The sequence below is a fragment of the Pseudomonas sp. B6002 genome, assembly GCF_013385985.1.
Lineage (GTDB): Bacteria > Pseudomonadota > Gammaproteobacteria > Pseudomonadales > Pseudomonadaceae > Aquipseudomonas.
On record NZ_JACAOY010000002.1, the window covers coordinates 1 to 21,279 of the forward strand.

Annotated in this window: 25 protein-coding genes; 11 read left to right on the plus strand and 14 right to left on the minus strand. The window is 61.5% G+C overall.

Translation table 11 applies throughout. From position 1 onward, the window contains the following. Positions 1-524: AlgP family protein (locus HX792_RS01175; protein WP_218172512.1), on the minus strand; the 524-nt coding region annotated here is incomplete at its 3' end. A 192-nt stretch (positions 525-716) separates the two neighbouring features. Between HX792_RS01175 and HX792_RS01180 the strand changes: the two genes are divergently transcribed. Beyond that, positions 717-1,394, plus strand: a complete 678-nt coding sequence (locus tag HX792_RS01180; RefSeq protein ID WP_176994417.1) for an FKBP-type peptidyl-prolyl cis-trans isomerase — start codon at positions 717-719, stop codon at positions 1,392-1,394. A gap of 55 nt (positions 1,395-1,449) precedes the next feature. On the opposite strand, the gene rsd is transcribed toward HX792_RS01180, so the two are convergent. From rsd to HX792_RS01210, 7 genes are all read right to left on the minus strand, one after another. Further along, positions 1,450-1,908, minus strand: a complete 459-nt coding sequence (gene rsd / locus HX792_RS01185; protein WP_176994418.1) for a sigma D regulator — start codon at positions 1,906-1,908, stop codon at positions 1,450-1,452. Between the two features lie 210 nt (positions 1,909-2,118). Next, complete coding sequence (locus HX792_RS01190; RefSeq protein ID WP_176994419.1) at positions 2,119-2,640, minus strand: disulfide bond formation protein B; 522 nt, start codon at positions 2,638-2,640, stop codon at positions 2,119-2,121. Between the two features lie 236 nt (positions 2,641-2,876). Beyond that, the gene (locus HX792_RS01195; RefSeq protein ID WP_176994420.1) at positions 2,877-4,118 is read right to left on the minus strand and encodes a heme biosynthesis protein HemY; all 1,242 of its coding nucleotides are present in this window, start codon (positions 4,116-4,118) and stop codon (positions 2,877-2,879) included. 5 nt (positions 4,119-4,123) lie between these two features. Beyond that, positions 4,124-5,239, minus strand: a complete 1,116-nt coding sequence (locus HX792_RS30265) for a uroporphyrinogen-III C-methyltransferase (RefSeq protein WP_259172365.1) — start codon at positions 5,237-5,239, stop codon at positions 4,124-4,126. Positions 5,240-5,281: 42 nt separating this feature from the next. Beyond that, complete coding sequence (locus HX792_RS30270) at positions 5,282-6,031, minus strand: uroporphyrinogen-III synthase (protein ID WP_371319319.1); 750 nt, start codon at positions 6,029-6,031, stop codon at positions 5,282-5,284. Further along, positions 6,028-6,969 carry a hydroxymethylbilane synthase gene (hemC, locus tag HX792_RS01205; protein WP_176994421.1) on the minus strand — a complete coding sequence of 314 codons (942 nt, stop codon included), beginning with the start codon at positions 6,967-6,969 and terminating at the stop codon, positions 6,028-6,030. Before hemC ends, HX792_RS30270 begins: the two co-directional genes overlap by 4 nt. A 137-nt stretch (positions 6,970-7,106) precedes the next feature. Beyond that, a complete protein-coding gene (locus tag HX792_RS01210; protein WP_176994422.1) occupies positions 7,107-7,853 on the minus strand; it encodes a LytTR family DNA-binding domain-containing protein in 747 nt (248 codons plus the stop codon). Positions 7,854-8,356: 503 nt separating this feature from the next. Here HX792_RS01210 and argH point away from each other — a divergent pair. Beyond that, positions 8,357-9,751: an argininosuccinate lyase gene (gene argH / locus HX792_RS01215; protein ID WP_176994423.1), complete on the plus strand. Its 1,395-nt coding sequence runs from the start codon at positions 8,357-8,359 to the stop codon at positions 9,749-9,751. Between the two features lie 105 nt (positions 9,752-9,856). Here argH and HX792_RS01220 read toward each other — a convergent pair whose 3' ends face one another. Beyond that, positions 9,857-10,516 carry a glutathione S-transferase family protein gene (locus HX792_RS01220; protein WP_176994424.1) on the minus strand — a complete coding sequence of 220 codons (660 nt, stop codon included), beginning with the start codon at positions 10,514-10,516 and terminating at the stop codon, positions 9,857-9,859. Positions 10,517-10,642: 126 nt separating this feature from the next. Here HX792_RS01220 and HX792_RS01225 point away from each other — a divergent pair, with 126 nt between their 5' ends. The 3 genes from HX792_RS01225 (at position 10,643) to HX792_RS01235 (ending at position 14,286) form a co-directional block, all read left to right on the plus strand. Next, positions 10,643-10,927, plus strand: a complete 285-nt coding sequence (locus HX792_RS01225; RefSeq protein WP_176994425.1) for a hypothetical protein — start codon at positions 10,643-10,645, stop codon at positions 10,925-10,927. 95 nt (positions 10,928-11,022) lie between these two features. Continuing rightward, positions 11,023-11,277, plus strand: coding sequence for a TIGR02647 family protein (locus tag HX792_RS01230; RefSeq protein ID WP_176994426.1), 255 nt, complete (start codon positions 11,023-11,025; stop codon positions 11,275-11,277). Between the two features lie 168 nt (positions 11,278-11,445). Next, positions 11,446-14,286: a class I adenylate cyclase gene (locus HX792_RS01235; protein WP_176994427.1), complete on the plus strand. Its 2,841-nt coding sequence runs from the start codon at positions 11,446-11,448 to the stop codon at positions 14,284-14,286. Here HX792_RS01235 and rnk read toward each other — a convergent pair. The 3 genes from rnk to cyaY all read right to left on the minus strand — a co-directional run bounded on the left by rnk (position 14,283) and on the right by cyaY (position 15,381). Beyond that, positions 14,283-14,696: a nucleoside diphosphate kinase regulator gene (gene rnk, locus HX792_RS01240; RefSeq protein WP_135311347.1), complete on the minus strand. Its 414-nt coding sequence runs from the start codon at positions 14,694-14,696 to the stop codon at positions 14,283-14,285. The two genes, HX792_RS01235 and rnk, sit on opposite strands and share 4 nt — an antisense overlap. A gap of 131 nt (positions 14,697-14,827) precedes the next feature. Further along, positions 14,828-15,046: a DUF1289 domain-containing protein gene (locus tag HX792_RS01245; RefSeq protein ID WP_016975872.1), complete on the minus strand. Its 219-nt coding sequence runs from the start codon at positions 15,044-15,046 to the stop codon at positions 14,828-14,830. A gap of 2 nt (positions 15,047-15,048) precedes the next feature. Then, on the minus strand, positions 15,049-15,381 hold the full coding sequence (cyaY, locus tag HX792_RS01250) for an iron donor protein CyaY (protein ID WP_034116382.1): 333 nt from the start codon (positions 15,379-15,381) through the stop codon (positions 15,049-15,051). Between the two features lie 238 nt (positions 15,382-15,619). Here cyaY and HX792_RS01255 point away from each other — a divergent pair, with 238 nt between their 5' ends. Genes HX792_RS01255 through HX792_RS01280 form a run of 6 tightly spaced genes read left to right on the plus strand, consistent with a single transcriptional unit; the run spans position 15,620 to position 20,205 of the window. Beyond that, a complete protein-coding gene (locus tag HX792_RS01255) occupies positions 15,620-15,790 on the plus strand; it encodes a lipoprotein (RefSeq protein ID WP_034110232.1) in 171 nt (56 codons plus the stop codon). 9 nt (positions 15,791-15,799) lie between these two features. Continuing rightward, positions 15,800-17,047 (plus strand): diaminopimelate decarboxylase, encoded by a 1,248-nt coding sequence (gene lysA, locus HX792_RS01260; protein ID WP_176994428.1) that lies wholly within the window; start codon positions 15,800-15,802, stop codon positions 17,045-17,047. Positions 17,048-17,050: 3 nt separating this feature from the next. Further along, positions 17,051-17,881, plus strand: a complete 831-nt coding sequence (gene dapF / locus HX792_RS01265) for a diaminopimelate epimerase (protein WP_176994429.1) — start codon at positions 17,051-17,053, stop codon at positions 17,879-17,881. Positions 17,882-17,894: 13 nt separating this feature from the next. Continuing rightward, the gene (locus tag HX792_RS01270; protein ID WP_176994430.1) at positions 17,895-18,611 is read left to right on the plus strand and encodes a DUF484 family protein; all 717 of its coding nucleotides are present in this window, start codon (positions 17,895-17,897) and stop codon (positions 18,609-18,611) included. Positions 18,612-18,613: 2 nt separating this feature from the next. Beyond that, positions 18,614-19,513, plus strand: a complete 900-nt coding sequence (gene xerC, locus HX792_RS01275; RefSeq protein WP_176994431.1) for a tyrosine recombinase XerC — start codon at positions 18,614-18,616, stop codon at positions 19,511-19,513. Continuing rightward, positions 19,510-20,205 (plus strand): HAD family hydrolase, encoded by a 696-nt coding sequence (locus tag HX792_RS01280; protein ID WP_176994432.1) that lies wholly within the window; start codon positions 19,510-19,512, stop codon positions 20,203-20,205. The genes xerC and HX792_RS01280 overlap by 4 nt, the downstream gene beginning before the upstream one ends. A gap of 176 nt (positions 20,206-20,381) precedes the next feature. Here the strand turns inward: HX792_RS01280 and sutA are convergent, their stop codons facing one another. Then, complete coding sequence (gene sutA / locus HX792_RS01285; RefSeq protein ID WP_015886504.1) at positions 20,382-20,708, minus strand: transcriptional regulator SutA; 327 nt, start codon at positions 20,706-20,708, stop codon at positions 20,382-20,384. 103 nt (positions 20,709-20,811) lie between these two features. Further along, entirely contained in the window at positions 20,812-21,237 is a 426-nt protein-coding gene (locus HX792_RS01290; RefSeq protein WP_176994433.1) for a secondary thiamine-phosphate synthase enzyme YjbQ, read from the minus strand. Positions 21,238-21,279: the final 42 nt, after the last annotated feature.

A 21,279-nucleotide genomic window follows, 5' to 3' on the forward strand; every position in this document is an offset into this window, starting at 1 on the left:
GCGGCTGGTTTCGCAGCAGCAGTTTTAGCAGCTGGCTTAGCGGCCGGTTTTGCAGCAGCAGTTTTGGCAGTTGGCTTGGCAGCAGCTTTAGCAGGTGCTTTCGCAGCAACAGCTTTTGCAGGCGTACGAGCGCCCAGCACTTTGGCTACAGCTTCCTTCACACGACCAACGCCCTGGGCCAGTTTCAGGCTTTCTTGAGCGTCTTTTTTGAGTTGGGAAATGTAGGTGCGGGTTTCAGCCTGGCGATCCTTGAGGGCGTCCAGCAGGTCCTCAAGTTCTTTGACAGCGTCTTTGGCTTTGGCTTGTGCCTTGGCCTTGCCGGCAGTGGCGGCGTCTTGCAGTTTGGTGCGGGATTTGTGCAGCTTCTCTTGCGCTTTACCGCGTTGTTTTTCCAGCTTGGCGAGCAGCTTTTCTGCATCGGCCAACGCTTGGGAACAAGCGCTTTCCAGGTGTTCGAGCAAGCTGCCCGAAAGTTGTTGGAGTAAATGCAACGGGGTATTAACAGGCTTCTGTTTGGCCGACATGGTTTACCTCCTGGCTGACGTGGGTGCGGCTCATACTAGCCCTCTGCTCTTACCGCCGCTAGGGCATGTTGACAGTATCGTTTGCGTTGCGTTGCAACGCGCGAAAATTCTTATCGATATAACGAAAAACCGCGCCACTTTTTACCCATCCACACTGGCATAATCCGTCGCACTTTCGGCGGGAGAATGCCCATGTCGCGTTACCTTTTTCTAGTGCTTGGCCTGGCGATTTGCGCAGCCAATGCGGGCGAGCAAACGCCGTCCAAAACGACGGCCCCAGACCCGCACGACCTCGCCTACAGCCTGGGTGCCAGTCTGGGCGAGCGCTTGCGCCAAGAGGTTCCCGACCTGCAGCTCCAGGCATTGCTCGACGGTCTCAAACAAGCCTACCAAGGCAAACCCCTGGCCCTGGACAATGCGCGCATTGAACAGGTGCTCGCCCAGCATGAAGCGCAAAGCGAAGCCGATGCCCAGGTTCCACAAACCGAAAAGGCACTCGCCGCCGAGCAGCAATTTTTAGCCAAGGAGAAAGCACTGAGTGGCGTGCGCGAATTGGCGGATGGCATCCTGCTCACCGAGCTCTCGCCCGGCAGTGGCAGCAAGCCATTGGCCAGTGATGAGGTACAGGTCAAATACGTGGGGCGATTGCCCGATGGGACCGTCTTCGATCAGAGCACGCAACCGCAGTGGTTCCGCCTGGACAGCGTAATCAGCGGCTGGAGCAGCGCCTTGCAGCAGATGCCGGTCGGCGCGAAATGGCGCTTGGTGATTCCTTCTGCCCAAGCCTATGGCGCTGACGGCGCAGGTGAGTTGATCCCACCCTATTCGCCACTCGTATTCGAGATCGAACTGCTCGGAACCCGCCACTGACCCAATAAAAAACGGTGCGCCATGCGCACCGTTTTTTTTACCTCGCCATCAGGGTTCAGGCCTGGGTGGCGGACTCTTCCTTGTGCGCGTTGTGCAACACTTCGATCAGGCAATCTTCCAGCTCGAAACGCTCATGAAGCAGCGCGCCCAGCTCCTGGAATTTCGCCGCCACGCAGTTGCCGGCATCGCACAGATCAGTGAACGCCAGCAACTTTTCAGTGATGGCGTCGATACGCGGATAAATGGTTTCGGCAAGGTCCAGGCCACGCTGATCGTCAAAGGCTTCCGCCTCCTTGGTCAGTTGCTCGTAGACCCCGAAGTGGCCAGCAGACACGTAGTCCACCAAGACCCCACAGAAATCCTGCAACGGTTCGCGGTTCTGTGCCAATGCTTCGGGCTTGGCGCCGAGAGCATCAAAGGCCCGAACCAGTTCGTGACGTGCCTTCAGCCAGCTGTCGATCAGCTTATGCACACCACCCCAGCGTTCCTGAGCATTCTGACAACTTTCCAGCATGATGATCTCTCTTCCCTAGTAGGGGCGCTGCCGCCTGGTGCCCGCGCAACACTTCAAGGATAAAGCAGCAGCCGGACAAGGCTGCATCTGACAAACGGTTTCGCTAATGCGTGCGGGCCAGATTATGCCCGCATGACTATGGCTTCAAGGTACGCAGGACAGAAAGTTCATACAAGTGTTTAATCCCGTCCTACAACCTTCGGCCCACTCTCAGCGCTTTGCCAACCCCAAGGATTGGCTGAAAAACAGCCGTGAAAACTGCAGGATGCCCAGGATCAGCATCGCCACGAAGCACAACAGACTCCACTCCGGCAGGCTCAGGTCAAACAGCGTCCAGTTGATCTCGACGCAGTCCACGGTGCCTTTGATGGTCGATCGCAAAGCTTGCCAAAACGACAGGTTTTCGATCATGGATTGCAAGCTGGGCCAGCACTCGGCCGGCTGGTCCGGTGCGACATTTTGCAGCAACACCTGGCGTACAGCGGTGACCGCCCCCAGCAACGCGCACCCCATACTGGCCAACCCATACAGGACGACCGCAGAGCGCTTGGGGTTATGAAGGGCGGCCACCAGGTTGATCAAGGTGAACGTCGCCACAAAGAGGCGTTGCACCTGGCACAGGAAGCAGGGACGTAGCAGCGCGCCGTACTCGACATAAAAAGACGCGCCCAACGTCAGCGCACCCGCCAGGAACGCCAGGAAAAACAAGGAGCGTGAAGGGGCCAAAGACATTGTTTATCCGTACCGCAGGAGACAGGCCGCTACGGTAGAGGAAAGGCCTGACTCCTTTCAATACGCACTAGAGCAGACGATTCGGCGAGGGCATGAGGATATGCCGTCAGAACCTGGATGACTTCGAGCAGCCAACAGTAGGAATTTGCTTGCCCATCTTCTGTCCCCCGTATTTACAGGGAATCGAACGGCTGGCCCCGGAAACTTCCGAACCAGCCTCCGCTTGTTTTCCTATCTCACGCTCGCACAGGTACTGGCAACGGTGACGCCAGCAAACGATTGTCCAGAAGCCCCAAGCCTTCCTGGAACAACTGGTTGCTGCGTTCTGTGTCACCCAATTGCGCGAGCAAGCGTGCCAGCTCGGCACAGGCTTCAGGATTGCGCTGCACCTGCAAGCTGCTCTCCAAGTAGTCCCGCGCCTTGCCCCACAGACTGTTCTGCAGGCACAGACGCCCCAGCGTCAGCAGCAGGCTGGCGTCCCCTGGATGGTCCTTGAGCCAGCCTTCGGCAAACTTCAACTGGCGGGCCGGATCGCTACCACGCAGCAGACCATAGAGCCGGATCAAGTGGCTGTCGTAGCCGCGTTTGATAGCACCGCGCAGTACTTCCTCGGCTTTCGTATCGGCGCCCAGCCGGCGCAGCTGCTCGGCGTAGGCCAAGACCAGGGGCGGCTCCTGACGTTGGGCAGAAGTGAGTTGTTCCCACGCACGCTCAAGGGACTGCAACCCGGCTTCACTCTGGTCTTCGCGAAGGGCTGCCAGGCTGAGGTTCTCACCCCAAGCACGGCGCTCAAGTTCGGCCAATTCCGGGGCAGGCAGCACCTTGTCTTTGCGCAGCTCAGGCATCAGACGAATCACCGACGACCAATCGCCGCGCTGCTGATGCAGGCGCTGCAACTGACGCAGTACCTGGGCGTTGTGCGGGTGGCGCTCGTGCATCGCCTGCAGGGTGGTCAGCGCACCGTCGGTATCGCCACGGTCCAGTTGCAGCTGCGCATGGCTCAAGGCAACCGCCAGCTCGGCCTGGGGCTGACGCTCCAGGGCGCGCTCCAGCAGGCCGTCGGACTCTTCATAACGCCCCTGTTCGTTGGCGGCACGCGCGGCGCCAAGGTAGTAAAGCAGCGGCTGGCGCTCAGCCTCAGCGGCACGGTGCAAGTGGCGTTCGGCGCTGGCCCAGCGGCCTTCGGCAAGGTCCATCTGGCCCTGCTCGATCGCAATCTGTACGCGGCGGCTGCGGTTGCGTCGCGACCATGGGTTGACCACCCCACCCGAGGTCGTGAGCAGGCTCAGCAACACGCGGACCAGGTAGATCGCCAGGCCGACCACAAACAACGCGACCAGCGTGGCCCACAGGCTCGACTCGTAATGCAGCAGATGGGGATAGGTAATCAGCACGTAGCCGGTGTGTTTCGAAATGCCCACGGCCAGTGCCAGGGCGATTGCAACCGCCAGCACCAGGATCACATAGAAACGCTTCATCGGCTCTACTCCTGGGTCGCCGGCGTACCCGCCGCCGCCTTGGCTTCATCAGCAGACAGGTGACGACGATCCAGATAGGCCTGCACCGCCGCAAGGCTCGCCGCCAGGTCCGGTGTCACCACCGAAACGGCCTTCGGCTCAAGCTCGGCGATACGCGCCAGCATGGCCTTGCTCTGCGGGTTGTCCTGATTGAAGTTGTCCTGCAATACGCTGCGCGCTTCACCAAGGGCACGGCTATACACCGCCGTTTCGCCATTGAGCGCGGCCCACTGCGCCTGCTCCAGTGCCAGGCTCAACGCCAGGCGCACCTGGTTCAAGCCCTGGCCGGCGAGCAGCGGACGGATGTTGTCATCGGGGTTAAAGTCGATGCGGAAGTAACGGGAAATCTGTTCCCACCATTGGCTCCAGCGGCTTTCCGTATCGGTGGTCGGACGCCCTTGCGAAGCCGGCTCGGTGAGTTGGTATTCCGGCGCGATGGCTGCCAGTTGCACCACCTGGTCACGCAAGGCTGCCAGTTGCAGGTACAGCCCGGTGCGGTCCGGCTGCTCGACACTGCGCAGGGCAACGAGGCTCTTGGCCAACTGCTCACGCGCGGCATAGGAACCCGGGTCGCTCTGCTCACGCAGGATCTCGTCGGCACCCTGCACCAGCGCCTGGGCACTGTTGATGTCCTGCAGGGCAGACAGGCGCAAGCTGGCCAGACGGATCAGGTGCTCGGCTTCTGCCAGACGCCAGTCCTGGCGGCTGGCGCCCAGCACAGTTTCCAGGCGCTGGCTCAGGCGTTGCTGATCGCCTTGTAGCTGGGCGACCAGACGCCGACGCTCCTCCAGTTCATCTGCGGCGGGCAGCTGTGCCAGGCGTGCGGCCAGTTGCTGCTGGCTCTGCTTGAGCGACTGGGATTGGTCATCGAGGGTCTGCACCTGCCCCAGCTGTTGCTGGCTGCTGGCTTGCAGGGCACGGACCTGCCAGATCCCCCAGCCGCCGGCGGCAACCCCCGCGGCGCCGAGCAACAGGGCCACGACTGCCAGACCATTGCCACGACGTGGCGCGGTGACTGGTGGCTCAACCGGCGCACTCAGTGCGGGCTGGGCTTCTTCTTTAGGCAAGGCTGTTTCGCTCACGTATCCGTCCTTTGCGTATTCAGAGAGTGGGAGCGGCTTGCCTCATGGGACAGAGCTGCGCAACGCCACTAACAAAGCCGCGGCACTCGCGCCGCGACAATCCACAACTTTTTCTGCGCCCGCTGTCCGTGCCATCTCACAGACTCGCGGGCTCGGCACGAACAACGGCAACTGTGCCACGTGCGGCCAATCCGGGCCGGCCAACGCCTGCAGGTGTAAAAAACCCTGCCCACTGCTGACCACCAGGCCATTCAAGCGTTCCAACTGGATGCGTTGCATCAGTGCCCCAGCGGCGTACACCGGCAGGAAACGGCGGTACAACTCCAGATACTCGACACTAGCACCTTGCTCGCGCAAACGCTCAGCCAGCAGCTCCCGGCCGCCTTCCCCCCGCAGGATCAACACCCGCGCACCGGGCCGTGCAACTGCTTCGCGAAGGGCCGGCAGCGCCAGCAAGGCCTCGCTGTCGTCGCCGGTTTGCGGATAATGAACGTCCAGGCCCTGGTCGGCCAGTACCTGCGCAGTCGCAGCACCGACACTGAACCACGGCACTTGCGGCCAGCGCTGGTCCAACCGTTGCACAGCGAGGCGCGCAGCCGGTTTGCTGACGACGATCACCGCGCAATAGCGGCCTAGATCATCGAACACAGCCTGCTGTGCCGGTGTGATGGGTAAGGGCTCGGTGTCCAGCAAGGGCAGGCTGCTGCTGAAGATGCCCGCATCGGACAACGTCGCCGCCAGTGCCGTCGACTCCTCGGCAGGCCGCGTCAGCAGCACACGCCAGTCGGTCACTGCGGACCGGCCTCGCCATAGACTTTCTGCAGAATGGCGCCGGCGCCTTTTTCCAGCAGTTCTTCGGCCACCTGAATGCCCAGGGCCGTGGCATCACGCTGCGGGCCTCGCACCTGAGCGGTGAGCAAGGTGCCGCCGTCCGGGTCGCCCACCAGGCCACGCAACCACAGGTTTTCACCTTCAAGCACGGCGTAGCAGGCGATGGGCACCTGACAGCCGCCGTTGAGGTGCTTGTTCAAGGCACGCTCGGCGGTCACACGAACTTCGGTGTCGGGGTGATCGAGAGGCTTGAGCAGCGCGTGGATTTCACTGTCAGCGGTACGGCATTCGATGCCCACGGCGCCCTGCCCGCCTGCCGGCAAGCTGTCTTCGACGCTGATGGCCGAGGTGATGCGATCCTCGAACCCCAGACGGATCAAGCCGGCAGCGGCGAGGATGATCGCGTCATATTCACCGGCATCCAGCTTGGCCAGACGGGTGTTGACGTTGCCCCGCAGGAAGCGGATCTGCAGGTCCGGGCGACGGGTCAGCAACTGTGCCTGGCGACGCAGGCTGGAGGTGCCGACGATGCTGCCTAGCGGCAGATCGTCGAGAGAAGCATACGTGTTGGAAACGAACGCATCGCGTGGGTCTTCACGCTCGCAGATGCAGTACAGGCCCAGGCCTTCGGGGAAGTCCATCGGCACGTCTTTCATGGAGTGCACGGCGATGTCGGCTTCGTTTTCCAGTAGCGCGGTTTCCAGTTCCTTGACGAAAAGCCCCTTGCCGCCGATCTTCGACAGCGGCGAGTCGAGCAGCTTGTCGCCGCGACTGACCATGGGCACCAGGGACACTACGAGGCCCGGGTGGGCCTGCTCAAGGCGTGCTTTGACGTATTCGGCCTGCCACAAGGCCAGGGCGCTTTTACGGGTGGCGATGCGGATTTCGCGAGAGGACATGGATCAATCCGTACTGAATAGATACGGCAGATAATAACAGCTCAGGCAAATACGCTTTGATTTGAATCAGCAAGTGCGGGGCCTCCCTGGCCACGTCGCACCGGGATATGGAATACAGGCCGCGCCAGAGCCGCGGGCTAAAGCTGCTGCATCATCTTGCGCACACCGGCGACATGGCGTCGGCTGACGATCAGGGCATCGCCGTTAAGCCCTTTGAGGAACAATTGGAAGTGCCCCAATGGCGTGCGCTGCAGGCGTTCTATTCGCTCGCGGGCAACCAGCGCGTTGCGGTGGATGCGCACGAAACGATCGCCGAATTCATCTTCAAGGGCCTTGAGCGGCTCATCGAGCAATACCTCGCCGGCCTCGTGGCGCAGCGTCACGTACTTGTGATCGGCAATGAAGTAGACCACCTGGCTCAGGGGAATCAGCTCGATGCCTTTGCGGGTTCGTGCGCTGATATGGCTGCGCGGCCCGTTGCCGCTCTGGGCTGCCGGCTGGGTCAACGCCGCGAGCTGGACACGGTTGGGGCGCTCGGCCTTCTTCAAGGCCTTGAGCAGCGCTTCGCCCGTCACTGGCTTGAACAGGAAGGCTACGCCGCTGTCCTCCAGGGTCTGCGCGGGGAACTCGTCCTGGGCGGCGCACAACACCACGGCCGGTGGTGATTCACGTTCGCTCAGGCGGGCAGCGACTTGCAGGCCATCGAGGCCGGGCAGGCGGATATCAAGCAACACCACGTCCGGCTTGAGGCTGTCGATCAACGCCAACGCCTCTTCGCCCGTGGTGGCGCTCGGTTCAAGGACTGTATAACCCTCGAGTTCACTGACCAGTCGGCTCAGTCGCTCGCGGGCTTGGGGTTCGTCATCAACGATCAGGACATTCATATTGCGCTGGATTCCTGCGTGAGTCTCGCACAAGGATAGCGTAGACAGGTGCGGTGACTTGCGTCACAGCGATCCACGCTAAGACTAGCGCGAGCGGCAAAAAGTGCCCCGAGAGCGGCACCCATATTTACCCGGACCTGTTCAATTGCGCCCAAGACCTGCTGCCTTCGGGCACCGTCGTAGGGTTTGCTGATACACAATCCGAATACCCCCCTTTTTAAATGGATAGTCTGGGCTCTGACCGCATCACCCGACTTTGGTGCATTCACGCTCTATCAGTGCAACTGTAGACGCTCACTGAGACGACATTGTGCAATCGTCAAATATCGTTTCAATAAACAGCTGCCTCCAGTCTCTTCCCGGACGCGTTCGGCGGCAAGGCACTTAGCCATCCTTCGCACAAATAAAAATGCCGACCACCCGCAGCACCGCCTTCCCGGGCAACCCTGTTATTATCGCCAGCACACCTCAACGCCTCTTTTAAGCAGATCACGAGCGAATCCATGAGCACCGACAAGACCAACCAGTCCTGGGGCGGCCGCTTCAGTGAACCCGTCGACGCCTTCGTCGCCCGCTTCACCGCCTCCGTCACTTTCGACCAGCGCCTCTACCGCCACGACATCATGGGCTCCATCGCCCATGCGACGATGCTGGCCAAGGTCGGCGTACTGACCGACGCCGAACGCGATAGCATCATCGACGGCCTGACCACCATCCGTGGCGAGATCGAGGCCGGTACGTTCGACTGGCGCGTCGACCTGGAAGACGTGCACATGAATATCGAGGCCCGCCTCACCGACCGTATCGGTGTGACCGGCAAGAAACTGCACACCGGGCGTAGCCGTAACGACCAGGTGGCCACCGATATCCGCCTGTGGCTGCGTGACGAAATCGACCTGATCCTGGGCGAAATCACCCGCCTGCAAAAAGGCCTGCTGGAGCAGGCAGAGCGTGAGTCCGGCACCATCATGCCCGGCTTCACCCACCTGCAAACGGCGCAGCCTGTGACCTTCGGCCACCACCTGCTGGCCTGGTTCGAAATGCTCAGCCGCGACTACGAGCGCCTGGTGGATTGCCGCAAGCGCGCCAACCGCATGCCCCTGGGCAGCGCCGCACTGGCCGGCACCACCTACCCGATCGACCGCGAATACACCGCACAACTGCTGGGCTTTGACGCCGTAGGCGGCAACTCCCTGGACGGCGTGTCGGACCGCGACTTCGCCATCGAATTCTGCGCCGCCGCCAGCATCGCGATGATGCACCTGTCGCGCTTCTCCGAAGAGCTGGTGCTGTGGACCAGCGCGCAATTCCAGTTCATCGACCTGCCGGACCGCTTCTGCACCGGCAGCTCGATCATGCCGCAAAAGAAAAACCCCGACGTGCCGGAGCTGGTACGTGGCAAGAGCGGCCGCGTATTCGGCGCATTGATGGGCCTGCTGACCCTGATGAAAGGCCAACCCCTGGCCTACAACAAGGACAACCAGGAAGACAAGGAACCGCTGTTCGACGCCGCCGACACCCTGCGCGACTCGCTGCGTGCCTTTGCCGACATGATCCCGGCGATCAAGCCCAAGCACGCGATCATGCGTGAAGCGGCACTGCGCGGTTTCTCCACCGCCACCGACCTGGCGGACTACCTGGTACGCCGCGGCCTGCCGTTCCGCGACTGCCACGAAATCGTCGGCCATGCGGTGAAATACGGCGTGGACACCGGCAAGGACCTGGCAGAGATGAGCCTGGAAGAACTGCGTCAGTTCAGCGACCAGATCGAGCAGGACGTGTTCGCCGTACTGACCCTGGAAGGTTCGGTGAATGCGCGCAACCACGTGGGCGGCACAGCACCGGCACAGGTCAAGGCAGCCGTCGCTCGCGGCCAGGCCCTGCTCGCCAGCCGCTGATCCACCCCCTGTAGGAGCCGGCTTGCCGGCGATGAGGCCCTCAAGACTGCAGCGATCTTGAGGTCGCCATCGACGGCAAGCCGGCTCCTACGGGTTTGATCGACACTATTTTTTGGCGGCAATCATCGCCATGAACGCCGGCATCGCCGCCTCTCGGTCCGCTGCCACCTTTTGCGCATTGGGCATGGCGTGCAGCTTGTCCAGCAACACCTTGGCCGTCGGCATCTCAGCCAACAAATTCAGCCCAAACAGCTTCTCGCCTACCGCACAGGCGAGGTTCATGCTGTACATGAAATACAGATCGGCAAGCGTGAAGCTCTCCCCCGCCACATAGGGTGCGAACTTGCCATGTCGCCCCAGTGAACCCACCCCCAGCAGCAATTCGGCCTTGGATTTGTCCTTGATTGCCTCCGGCACCGGCATCCCGAAAAACGCTTCGGCGAAACAGGCGCGGGCAGGCAATTCGATGTACAGCTCGATTTCCCGGCACAGCGCCAGCACCTGGGCGCGCTGGAACGGCTCGGCGGGCAGCAGCGAAGGCCCTTCCTGGGTTTGCTCGAGGTATTCGAGGATCACGCTGGTCTCGTTGATAAACCCCTGCTTGACGCCTAGCACCGGCACCTTGCCGCGCGGGCTGACCGCCAGGGCATCGGGGGTTTGCCCGGCAAAGAACGGCACCTCTTCGAAAGGCAGCCCTTTCTCCAGCAGCGCCAGCTTGACCATGTTGTAGTAGTTGCTGACCGAAAAACCGTAGAGCTTGAGCATTACAGGTGCCTCCAGGCCGGGTATGGGGTTGGCTGCAAGAGTTATAGATCCCTAGCGCCCACCTGACCAGCAGCATCACCCGCCTGAATGGGCGTAGACTGGCGGCCTTTCCTTGAGGAGCCTGCCATGAGCGAGCCAACCGATATCGACAACGACGAAGAAGAATTCGCCGAAACCACCCTGATCGAAGCGATCGAGAACCAGATCGAAAGCGAGAACCCGCCCGCGGCCAAGGCCACGTTCAACAAGCTGACGCTGGTGGGTTACGAGCGTGAAGACATCCTGCAAATGATGGCCCACGTGCTGGCCGTCGAGATCGACGCGTTGCTGGATGAGGACCGCGCGTTCAATACCGAATGGTATGAAACTGCACTGCGTGCCCTGCCAACACTGCCCCCTGAAAAGCAATAAACCCGGCACACTCAACACGCTGGACAGTTCGGCAAAGTGCGTTCACCTTATGGCCTGCTAGCCTCTAATAAATTCTTAGAAAGTCTGGAGTCCTTATGTCGTATACCCCTGAGTTGGTTGCCGAACTGGAAATCCTTGTACTCTTCCCATTGGACAGCACCAAAGAAGGCCTGAAAGTCCATCAGACCGCCTCCCCGACTGCCATCGCCGCTGCCAAACGCCTCCACGCCAAAGGGCTGATCGACCAGCCGGACGGGGGCTACCTGACCAGCCTTGGCCGTGACGCTGCAGAGCAGGCCCAGACCCTGCTGACTATCCTGACCACTGCCACGACCAAAGAAGCTGCCTGACACTTGATACCGCCCATGGAGTCCGCCTATTGCGGATTCCGAGGGCGTTGCCGTGGGGCCGATAAAATTCTGACGTCAAAAACCTTTTACCTCTAAACCTCCTACGCTTCTGACTGTAAACTCCTACATGGCCGCCCACGTCGGGCCCTGCGAGCCTACGAAGCCGAAATGACCCGCACCCATGAAATCCGCCCCGACCTGGACGAAGGCATCGACCGCAAGGTGCTGGCCCAGTTGCGCGCGCGTTTCATGGCCCTCAACGACGGGCGCATGGCCCGGGCAATCGAGGGGCTGACACCCCGCCAGCAAAGCGTGCTGACACTGCTGCCGCTGTTTTTCCACGTCAATCACCCGCTGCTGCCAGGTTATGTCTCCGGCAGTACGCCCGCAGGGCTGTCGAACTTCGAGCCCGACACCCAGGCCCTGACCGAAGCCCAGCGCCTGACCCGTTCGTTTTCCTACAAGCCGCGCCACGGCAACCCGCCCCGGCCTATCCACGGCCTGTTCCTGATGGGCAGCCTCGGCACTCTGGCCCAGGCCGACCAGAGCGATATGGACGTGTGGGTGTGCCACGCGCCGGACCTGGGCGAAAACGAACTGGCCGAACTGCGCAAGAAATGCCAACTGCTGGAAACCTGGGCGCTGAGCATGGGGGCCGAGGCGCATTTCTTCCTGATCGAGCCCACGCGCTTTGTGCTGGGTGAGCGTGACACCCAGCTCAGCTCCGACGACTGCGGCACCACCCAGCACTACTTATTGCTGGACGAGTTCTATCGCACCGCCATCTGGCTGGCCGGGCGCACGCCGATCTGGTGGCTGGTGCCGGTGTATGAAGAAACTCGCTATGCCGAGTTCACCCACGCGCTGATTTCCAAACGTTTTATCCGCGCTGACGAAACCCTCGACCTCGGCCACTTGGCGCACATTCCCCCGGGTGAGTTCATTGGTGCCGGCCTGTGGCAACTGTTCAAGGGCATCGAATCTCCCTACAAGTCCGTGCTCAAGCTGCTGCTGACTGAGGTCTATGCCAGCGAACACCCCAAGGTGCATTGCCTGAGCCTGCGCTTCAAACGCGCAGTGTTCGCCAACCAGATGGACCTGGATGAGCTGGACCCGTACATCGTGGTCTACCGCCGCATCGAGGAGTACCTCAAGGCCCGTAACGAGCCGGAACGCCTGGAACTGGTACGGCGGGCGCTGTACCTGAAGGTCAACCGCAAACTCAGTGCCGGCAAGGGCAGCACCAGCTGGCAGCGTTTGCTGCTTGAGCGCCTGGCCCATGAATGGGGCTGGGACCAACGCCAATTGGCGCTGCTGGACAGTCGCAGCCAGTGGAAAGTACGCCAGGTGGCGTCCGAGCGCCGCGCCCTGGTCAATGAGCTCAACTACAGCTACCGCTTCCTGACCCAGTTTGCCCGCACCGAGCAGACCGTCAGCCTGATCAACAAACGCGACCTCAATGTGCTGGGCAGGCGCCTGTACGCAGCCTTTGAACGCAAGGCCGGCAAGGTCGAGTTCATCAACCCGGGGATCGCCCCGGACCTGGCCGAAGACACCCTCACCCTGGTGCAGTCGCCCAACCGCAAGGAGCCGGGCCAGCACCATTGGGGCCTGTACAACGGCAACCTCACGGCTCTGGAGTGGGAACACTTCGCGCCGATCAAGCGCAGCCGCGACCTGTTGGAGATGCTGACCTGGTGCCATCGCAACGGCGTGATCGACACCAGCACACGCCTGGCCCTGCACCCGGGCACCAGCGACATGACCGAGTTCGAGCTGTTCAACCTGCTCGGCAGCCTGCAACAAACCATCGCCCTGCCCCTGGCCAGCGTCGACGAAGAGCGCCTGCTGCGCTCGGCGGTGCCGGAGGAAGTGTTGCTGCTGATCAACGTCGGGGTCGATCCGCTCAAGCATCACCGCGATTTGAACATCCTGATGACCACCGAGCGCACCGACTCCCTGAGCTACGCCGGGGTGCGCGACAACCTGGTGCTGACCTTGGACCAGGTCACGCTCAATAGCTGGAACGAGGTGATGGTCAGCCGCTACGACGGCCCCCACGCCTTGCTCGATTGCCTGCGCGACTACCTCAACCAACTGCCGTCGGATCACCTGCCTCGGCTGCGGGTGCGCTGCTTCTGTCACAACCGTGCGCAGTTCATTGCCCAGCGCGTTGAGGAAATTTTCGACACCGCGCAAAACCTGCTGCTAGGCCAGGGCAACCATCGCTACTTGCTCCAGGTGCAGCAGCACTATCACGTCATGGAACTGATGCCAGGGCAAGCCACCCATGTCTCGTTGCCGACCCAGGACGCGCTGATCGCCTACCTCAGTGAAGAGCTGGCCAGCTACAGCCCGCTGCACCTGGATGCGATGGCCCTGGAGGATCATGACCTGGCACTGCTGCTGCCCATGGGCCAGGCCGATTGTGTGCAGGTGTTCTACCGGGTCAACGAAGGTTTTGCCGAGCTGTACGTGCTGGATGAATTCAATGCGTTGTGGCAACAGCGCCTGCCATTTCATGATGAACAGAGCCTGTTGGCGCCGCTGCAACGCTTCCTGCAGTCGATCATCTATCGACGCGAGGCGCTCTCGCCCCTGGACACCCAACAACCCTTGGGCGGCGTGCAAACCTTGTACTACCAATTGCTGCCGTCTGGCAGTACCCGCGCACGCGGCATCGAGCCCCGGCCAGCGCCGCAGAACCCGGCGAACAAGCCGTTCTACGATGTGCAGGCGATCATCGGCAAGGCGGCGCCGGGTTTGGTTGGCATCACCCTGTATTGCAACCAGCGGGAATTTTCCGAGTTGGAATATGGCGACCAGTTGTTTGCCGTGGTGGCCCAGGAGATTGTCGGGCAGCGCCGCGAGACCGAGCGCTACCGTTGCTACATCACCGACCTGGACCTGTCCGGCCTGCTCGGTGATGTGCAAAGCCCGAGCAACCTGTACCTGCGCTACAAGGCCGAGCTGGAGCTGTCGCTCAACGAGGCGTTGAGCCAGCTTTAGAGAGGAAAGGCGCCGCCGTCTTTCGGCTGGCCTTCAACGCTGAGCAATTCCAGCTTGAGGGTCTTGCCACCGGGAGCCGGCCAATCGATGTGCTGGCCCACTTGCAGGCCCAGCAATGCGCTGCCCACCGGTGCCAGGATCGAAATCTTGCCTTCGTCGGCATTCGCGTGCTTCGGGTAGACCAGGGTCAGGTGGTAGTCCTTGCCACTGCCCTGCTCACGGCAATGCACGCTGGAGTTCATGGTCACGACACCCGCAGGCACTTCATCGTGGCCAACCACATCTTCGGCGCGGTCGAGTTCGGCTTGCAACGCTTCGACGCCGGGAGACTCGTCGCCCAGGCGGTCGATCAGTTGCTCCAGACGCTGCACGTCAAGACGGGTGAGGATGATGGACGGTGCGGTGGTCATGATTCAGGCAGACTCCTTTTTTCTGCACAAAAAAGCAAAACCCCGCCAGGAAAAGGCGGGGTTCTCACGGGCCTCGATGAGTTGAGGCGTACCCGGACACTACCACAGCGTCACAAATAAACAAGACGACCTCAGGCGCGCGCCCTGCGCTGCTCGGCCTCGGCGCAGATCACCCGGCGCCGCGCATCGTCGGCGGAGCGCCATTCCCGGATGTCTTCCACGTGGCGGAAGCAGCCGAGGCAGACTTTTTGCTCATCCAGGCGACACAAACTGATACAAGGTGACGGCACCGCCGGACTGACATTACTGAACAGCGGCTTGGGCGGACGGACGGGTGCAGGCTGGGTCACGGTCAGATCTCGTCAAAATCCAGGTCAGCGCCGGACTGCTCCTTGGTCAGGCGAGCAAGCATTTCGCTCAGCAGTTCCTCGGTGGTGTCATGTGCCCAACGGTTTTCTTCTTCGTCGTAATCGAAGTGGAAACCACCGGTACGCGCAGCCAGCCACAACTGGCGCAGAGGCTCCTGGCGACTGAAGATAAGCTGGGTGCCGTTTTCAAACTTCACGGTCAGCACGCCGGCCGAGTTTTCCAGGTCCACGTCCAGGCCGCTGTCGTCGAAAATATCTTCCAGCGCCTGCTGGGTCGAATCCACCAGGTCGTGAAAACGGGCTTCGGTCAAACTCATTGTGGCAACCTCAAAAGTGTCTGGTTTTGCTCAAGCGCCGCACGATACGGGCGAGCTTCGCCGATTGCAAAGGATACCGATTTCATCACAGGTGACGGCATGAAATATCCTCAGCCAGCGTAGTACGCATCCCAACTATCTCGGCAAACCCCCGCCAGACGGGTATTCCAGCGCATAGGCAAGCTGGCGGGTGGTCGGTATACTCGGGCGCAATTAATGCATATTCAAGGATTTCGCCATGAAGCGCCTGATCTCTTCTCTTGCTGCGCTCGTCGCGGTCGCTTGCCTCGTTAGTGCCTGTGGTCAAAAAGGCCCGCTGTACCTGCCCGATGACAGCAAAGACCCGAATGAACAGGCGCAATCGTCGCAAAAGCCAGCCAAAGCGCATAAGCACGACACCTACGAATAAGGGAAACCCATGGACGCTTTTAACTACCGGGACGGCGAGCTGTTCGCGGAAGGCGTGGCGTTGTCCGCGATTGCCCAGCGCTTTGGCACCCCGACCTATGTGTACTCCCGTGCGCATATCGAAGCCCAGTACCGTTCTTTCACCGACGCGCTGAACGGCGTGCCGCATCTGGTTTGCTACGCGGTCAAGGCCAACTCCAACCTGGGTGTATTGAATGTCCTGGCGCGATTGGGCGCTGGTTTTGACATCGTCTCCCGTGGCGAGCTGGAACGCGTGCTGGCCGCTGGCGGCACGGCGGACAAGATCGTCTTCTCCGGCGTCGGCAAGACCCGCGAAGACATGCGCCGCGCCCTGGAAGTCGGCGTGCATTGCTTCAACATCGAATCCACCGACGAACTGGAGCGCCTGCAGGTCGTGGCCGCCGAGATGGGCGTGCGTGCGCCGATCTCTCTGCGCGTCAACCCCGACGTCGACGCCGGCACCCACCCGTACATTTCCACCGGTCTCAAAGAGAACAAGTTCGGCATCGCCATTGCCGACGCCGAGGACGTGTACATCCGCGCCGCCCAGCTGCCAAACCTGGAAGTGCTGGGTGTCGACTGCCATATCGGTTCGCAACTGACCAGCCTGCCACCCTTCCTCGATGCCCTCGACCGCCTGCTGGCGTTGATTGACCGCCTCGGCGAATGCGGCATCTACCTGCACCACATCGACCTCGGTGGCGGCGTGGGCGTGCGTTATCGCGACGAAGAGCCGCCGCTGATTGCCGACTACATCAAGGCCGTGCGCGAGCGCATCGAAGGCCGCGACCTGACCCTGATGTTCGAGCCGGGCCGCTACATTGTCGCCAACGCCGGCGTGCTGCTGACCCAGGTCGAGTACCTCAAGCACACCGAACACAAGGATTTCGCCATCGTCGACGCGGCGATGAACGACCTGATCCGCCCGGCGCTGTACCAGGCCTGGATGAATGTCACCGCCGTGACGCCGCGCGAAGGCGCTGGCCGCAGCTATGACATCGTCGGCCCGATCTGCGAAACCGGCGACTTCCTGGCCAAGGAACGTCAGCTGGTGCTGGAAGAAGGCGACCTGCTGGCCGTGCATTCGGCCGGAGCCTACGGGTTTGTCATGAGTTCCAACTACAACACCCGCGGCCGTACCGCCGAGGTGCTGGTGGACGGTGATCAAGCGTTTGAAGTGCGTCGCCGCGAGACGGTAGCCGAGTTGTATGCTGGCGAAAGCCTGCTGCCGGAGTAAGCCATGCTGCTGCGTTTTACCAAGATGCACGGGCTGGGCAATGACTTCATGGTCCTGGACCTGGTCAGCCAGCACGCGCACATCCTGCCCAAGCACGCCAAACAGTGGGGCGACCGTCACACCGGCATTGGTTTCGACCAACTGCTGATCGTCGAGGCACCGAGCAACCCGGAGGTGGATTTCCGTTACCGGATCTTCAACTCCGACGGCTCCGAAGTGGAGCAGTGCGGCAACGGTGCGCGTTGCTTTGCACGCTTTGTGCTGGACAAGCGCTTGACCGCCAAGCGGCAGATTCGCGTCGAGACCAAGAGCGGCGTGATCGAGCTGGATATCCGCAGCGACGGCCAGATCAGCGTCAACATGGGTGCGCCGCGCCTGGTGCCAGCGGACATCCCGTTCCAGGCCACCGAGCAAGCGACCAGTTACGCGGTCGACGTCGACGGCAAGATCGTCGACCTGGCAGCGGTCTCCATGGGCAACCCCCATGCGGTGCTGCGGGTCAACGACATCAACAACGCCCCCGTGCATGAACTGGGGCCGAAGATCGAACACCACCCGCGCTTTCCGGCGCGGGTCAATGTGGGCTTCCTGCAGGTGATCGACCGTTCCCGCGCGCAACTGCGTGTTTGGGAACGCGGCGCCGGCGAAACCCAGGCCTGCGGCACCGGTGCTTGCGCCGCTGCCGTGGCCGCGATCAGCCAGGGATGGATGGATTCGCCCCTGCTGATCGACCTGCCCGGTGGACGCTTGTCCATCGAATGGGCAGGCCCTGGCCACCCGGTGATGATGACCGGGCCGGCCTCGCGCGTATACGAAGGACAGGTCCGTCTATGAGTGAGCCAAGCCAATGACCGATAAGCCTCAAGTACCCGCACAAGCGTCCCCGAGCGAAAGTCTGGAGGCCGCCGCCGTCGCGGCGTACCTTGAGGCTAATCCGGACTTCTTCGTTGAACACGAAGAACTGCTGCCGGCCCTGCGCATTCCCCACCAGCGCGGCGACACCGTGTCGCTGGTGGAGCGGCAGATGAAGATCCTGCGCGAGCGCAATATCGAAATGCGCCACAAGCTCTCGCACTTGATGGACGTCGCCCGCGACAACGATCGCCTGTTCGAGAAAACCCGTCGCCTGATCCTGACCCTGATGGACGCCACCAGCCTGGAAGAAACGGTGATTGCCGTGGAAGACAGCCTGCGCCAGGACTTTCAGGTGCCGTTTGTCAGCCTGATCCTGTTCAGCGACAACCCGATGCCCGTGGGTCGCTGGGTCAGCGGCGGCGAAGCGCAAACGGCCATTGGCGGCCTGCTGTCCGAAGGCAAGACCATCAGCGGTACTTTGCGCGAGCACGAGCTGGACTTCCTGTTTGGCGCCGAGCAACGCAAGCAGATCGGCTCCACCGCCGTGGTCGCTCTCAGCCATCAAGGCCTGCATGGCGTACTCGCCATCGCCAGCCGGGATCCCGCGCACTACAAAAGCTCGGTGGGCACGCTGTTCCTGACCTACATCGCCGAAGTGCTGGGCCGCGTGCTGCCCCGCTTCACCACCGCCTTGCGCGCGGTGCGCTAGCCATGGAACGGCAACTGGACGCTTATTGCGCTCACCTGCGCAATGAGCGCCAGGTGTCACCCCATACGCTGGAAGCGTACCGGCGGGACTTGAACAAGGTCCTGGCATACTGCGAAAAACAACACATCACCAGCTGGAAGGCCCTGGATATCCAGAGCCTGCGCAGCCTGATCGCACGCCTGCACCAGGCCGGGCAATCCTCGCGCAGCTTGTCCCGCCTGCTCTCGGCAGTGCGAGGGCTCTATCACTACCTGAACCGTGAAGGACTGTGCGATCACGACCCAGCCAATGGCCTGTCGCCGCCCAAGGGCGAGCGGCGCTTGCCCAAGACCCTCGACACCGACCGTGCCTTGCAGCTCCTGGACGGTGCGGTCGAAGATGACTTTCTCGCCCATCGCGACCAGGCGATTCTGGAGCTGTTCTATTCGTCAGGCCTGCGCCTGTCGGAGCTGACCGGCCTGAACCTCGATCAACTCGACTTGGCGGACGGCCTGGTACAAGTGCTCGGCAAGGGCAGCAAAACCCGCGTGCTGCCGGTGGGCAGAAAGGCTCGGGAAGCCTTGGAACTGTGGTTGCCATTGCGGCTGCTGACCAACCCTGCGGACGATGCTGTGTTTGTTAGCCAGCAAGGCCGCCGCCTGGGGCCACGGGCGATCCAGGTACGGGTGAAGGCGGCCGGCGAGCGCGAGCTGGGGCAGAACCTGCATCCCCATATGCTGCGGCACTCCTTTGCCAGCCATATGCTGGAATCGTCCCAGGACCTGCGCGCCGTGCAGGAACTGCTCGGCCACTCCGACATCAAGACCACGCAGATCTACACCCATCTGGACTTCCAACACCTGGCAACGGTGTACGACAGCGCCCATCCACGGGCCAAACGCATCAAGGGCGGCGACTCATGAGTATCAAGCTGATCACCTTCGACCTGGACGACACACTCTGGGACAACGTACCGGTCATCATCAGCGCTGAAGCGTCGATGCGTGAATGGCTGGCGGTTAACGCGTCCAAGGTCGGCGACTTGCCCCTGGAGCATTTCGCCAGCCTGCGCCAGCAAGTACTGGAGCGTCATCCCGAGCTCAAACATCGCATCAGCATCTTGCGTCATCGCGTGTTGATGCATGCGTTCGAAGAGGCCGGTTATCCACAGCCACAGGCCACGGAAATGGCGGACGTGTGTTTTGAAGCGTTCATTCACGCGCGCCATCAGCTCACCCCGTTCCCCGAAGCCGAGCCGATGCTCCAAGCCCTGCGTCAGCAATTCCTGCTGGGGGTGATCACCAACGGCAATGCCGATGTGCAGCGCGTTGGCTTGGCCGATTACTTTCACTTTGCCTTGCGTGCTGAAGACATCGGCATTGCCAAGCCGGATGCGCGGTTGTTTCAAGAGGCGTTGCAACGTGGCGGCGTGGACGCGGGCCAGGCGGTGCACATTGGCGACCATCCTGGGGATGACATTGCCGGCGCGCAGCAGGCGGGCCTGCGGGCAGTGTGGTTCAACCCGACGGGCAAGGTGTGGGATGCAGAAAAGCGCCCGGATGCAGAAATCCGCAGCTTGAACGAGCTGCCGCCACTGCTCCAGAGCTGGAAATAATCACCCTGTAGGAGCCGGCTTGCCGGCGATAGCGGTGGGCCAGACAGCACAGGGCCAACTGATAGACCGCCATCGCTGGCAAGCCAGCTCCTACAGGTGATGTGCCCGTCTCAAATAACAGGCATGAAAAAGCCCGCAGCGACGGCGGGCTTTTTCCTACAAGCAGGTGGCTGACCTCAGATAGGTCGGCTGCCGTACTTGTTATCCGGCTTCTTCGGTGGATCTGCCACCACGTTGGCCTCGACTTCCTGCACTTTGCCGCCTTTAGCGAGGAATTCTTCCATCGCACGGGCCAGCGCATCGCGCTCTTTGTTCTTGGCTTCAACGCTCGGCAGTTCGTCTACCGACACAGCGGCCTTGGCTTTGCCTTTGGCGGCTGGAACAGGTGCATCATCGCCACCATCGTCGTCAGCAACGTCTTCCGCCGCCGCTTCAAGACCTTCTTCGGTGTCGTCTTCGTCACCTACTTCGAGTTCGTCGTTTTCCAGATCATCGTCGCTCATGTTCTACCTCATGACTTGCGAAAAGCAGATTAGTTATAGCCCAGCTTCACCATCTGTCGAAGGCTGCCGGAAAAAAATCAACATCCACTGGGTTTCCAGTGGCTTATGCCTCTTCACCGTGCAAGGTGGCGAGGACTTTACGAGCACCGCCATGATCACGGTGCTCGCCCAGATAAACACCTTGCCAGGTCCCCATCGCCAAGCGGCCGGCCTTGACCGGCAAACTCAGCTGGCAGCCCAGGAGACTGGCCTTGAAGTGCGCCGGCAGGTCATCCGGACCTTCGTCGTTGTGTTCGAACCCGGCACGGCCTTGCGGCACCAGCGAATTGAAATAACGTTCGAAGTCACGGCGAACCGCCGGGTCGGCATTCTCGTTGACGGTCAACGATGCCGAGGTGTGCTGCAGCCACAGGTGCAAAAGCCCCACACGACAGGCCTTCAATTCAGGCAAGCCGGCCAGCAACTCATCGGTCACCAGGTGAAAGCCCCGGGGCTTTGCCCGCAGGGTAATCAGGGTCTGTTGCCACATACAGTTCTCCGCCCATCGGCGCGCATTCTAGCGCGCTCTGGG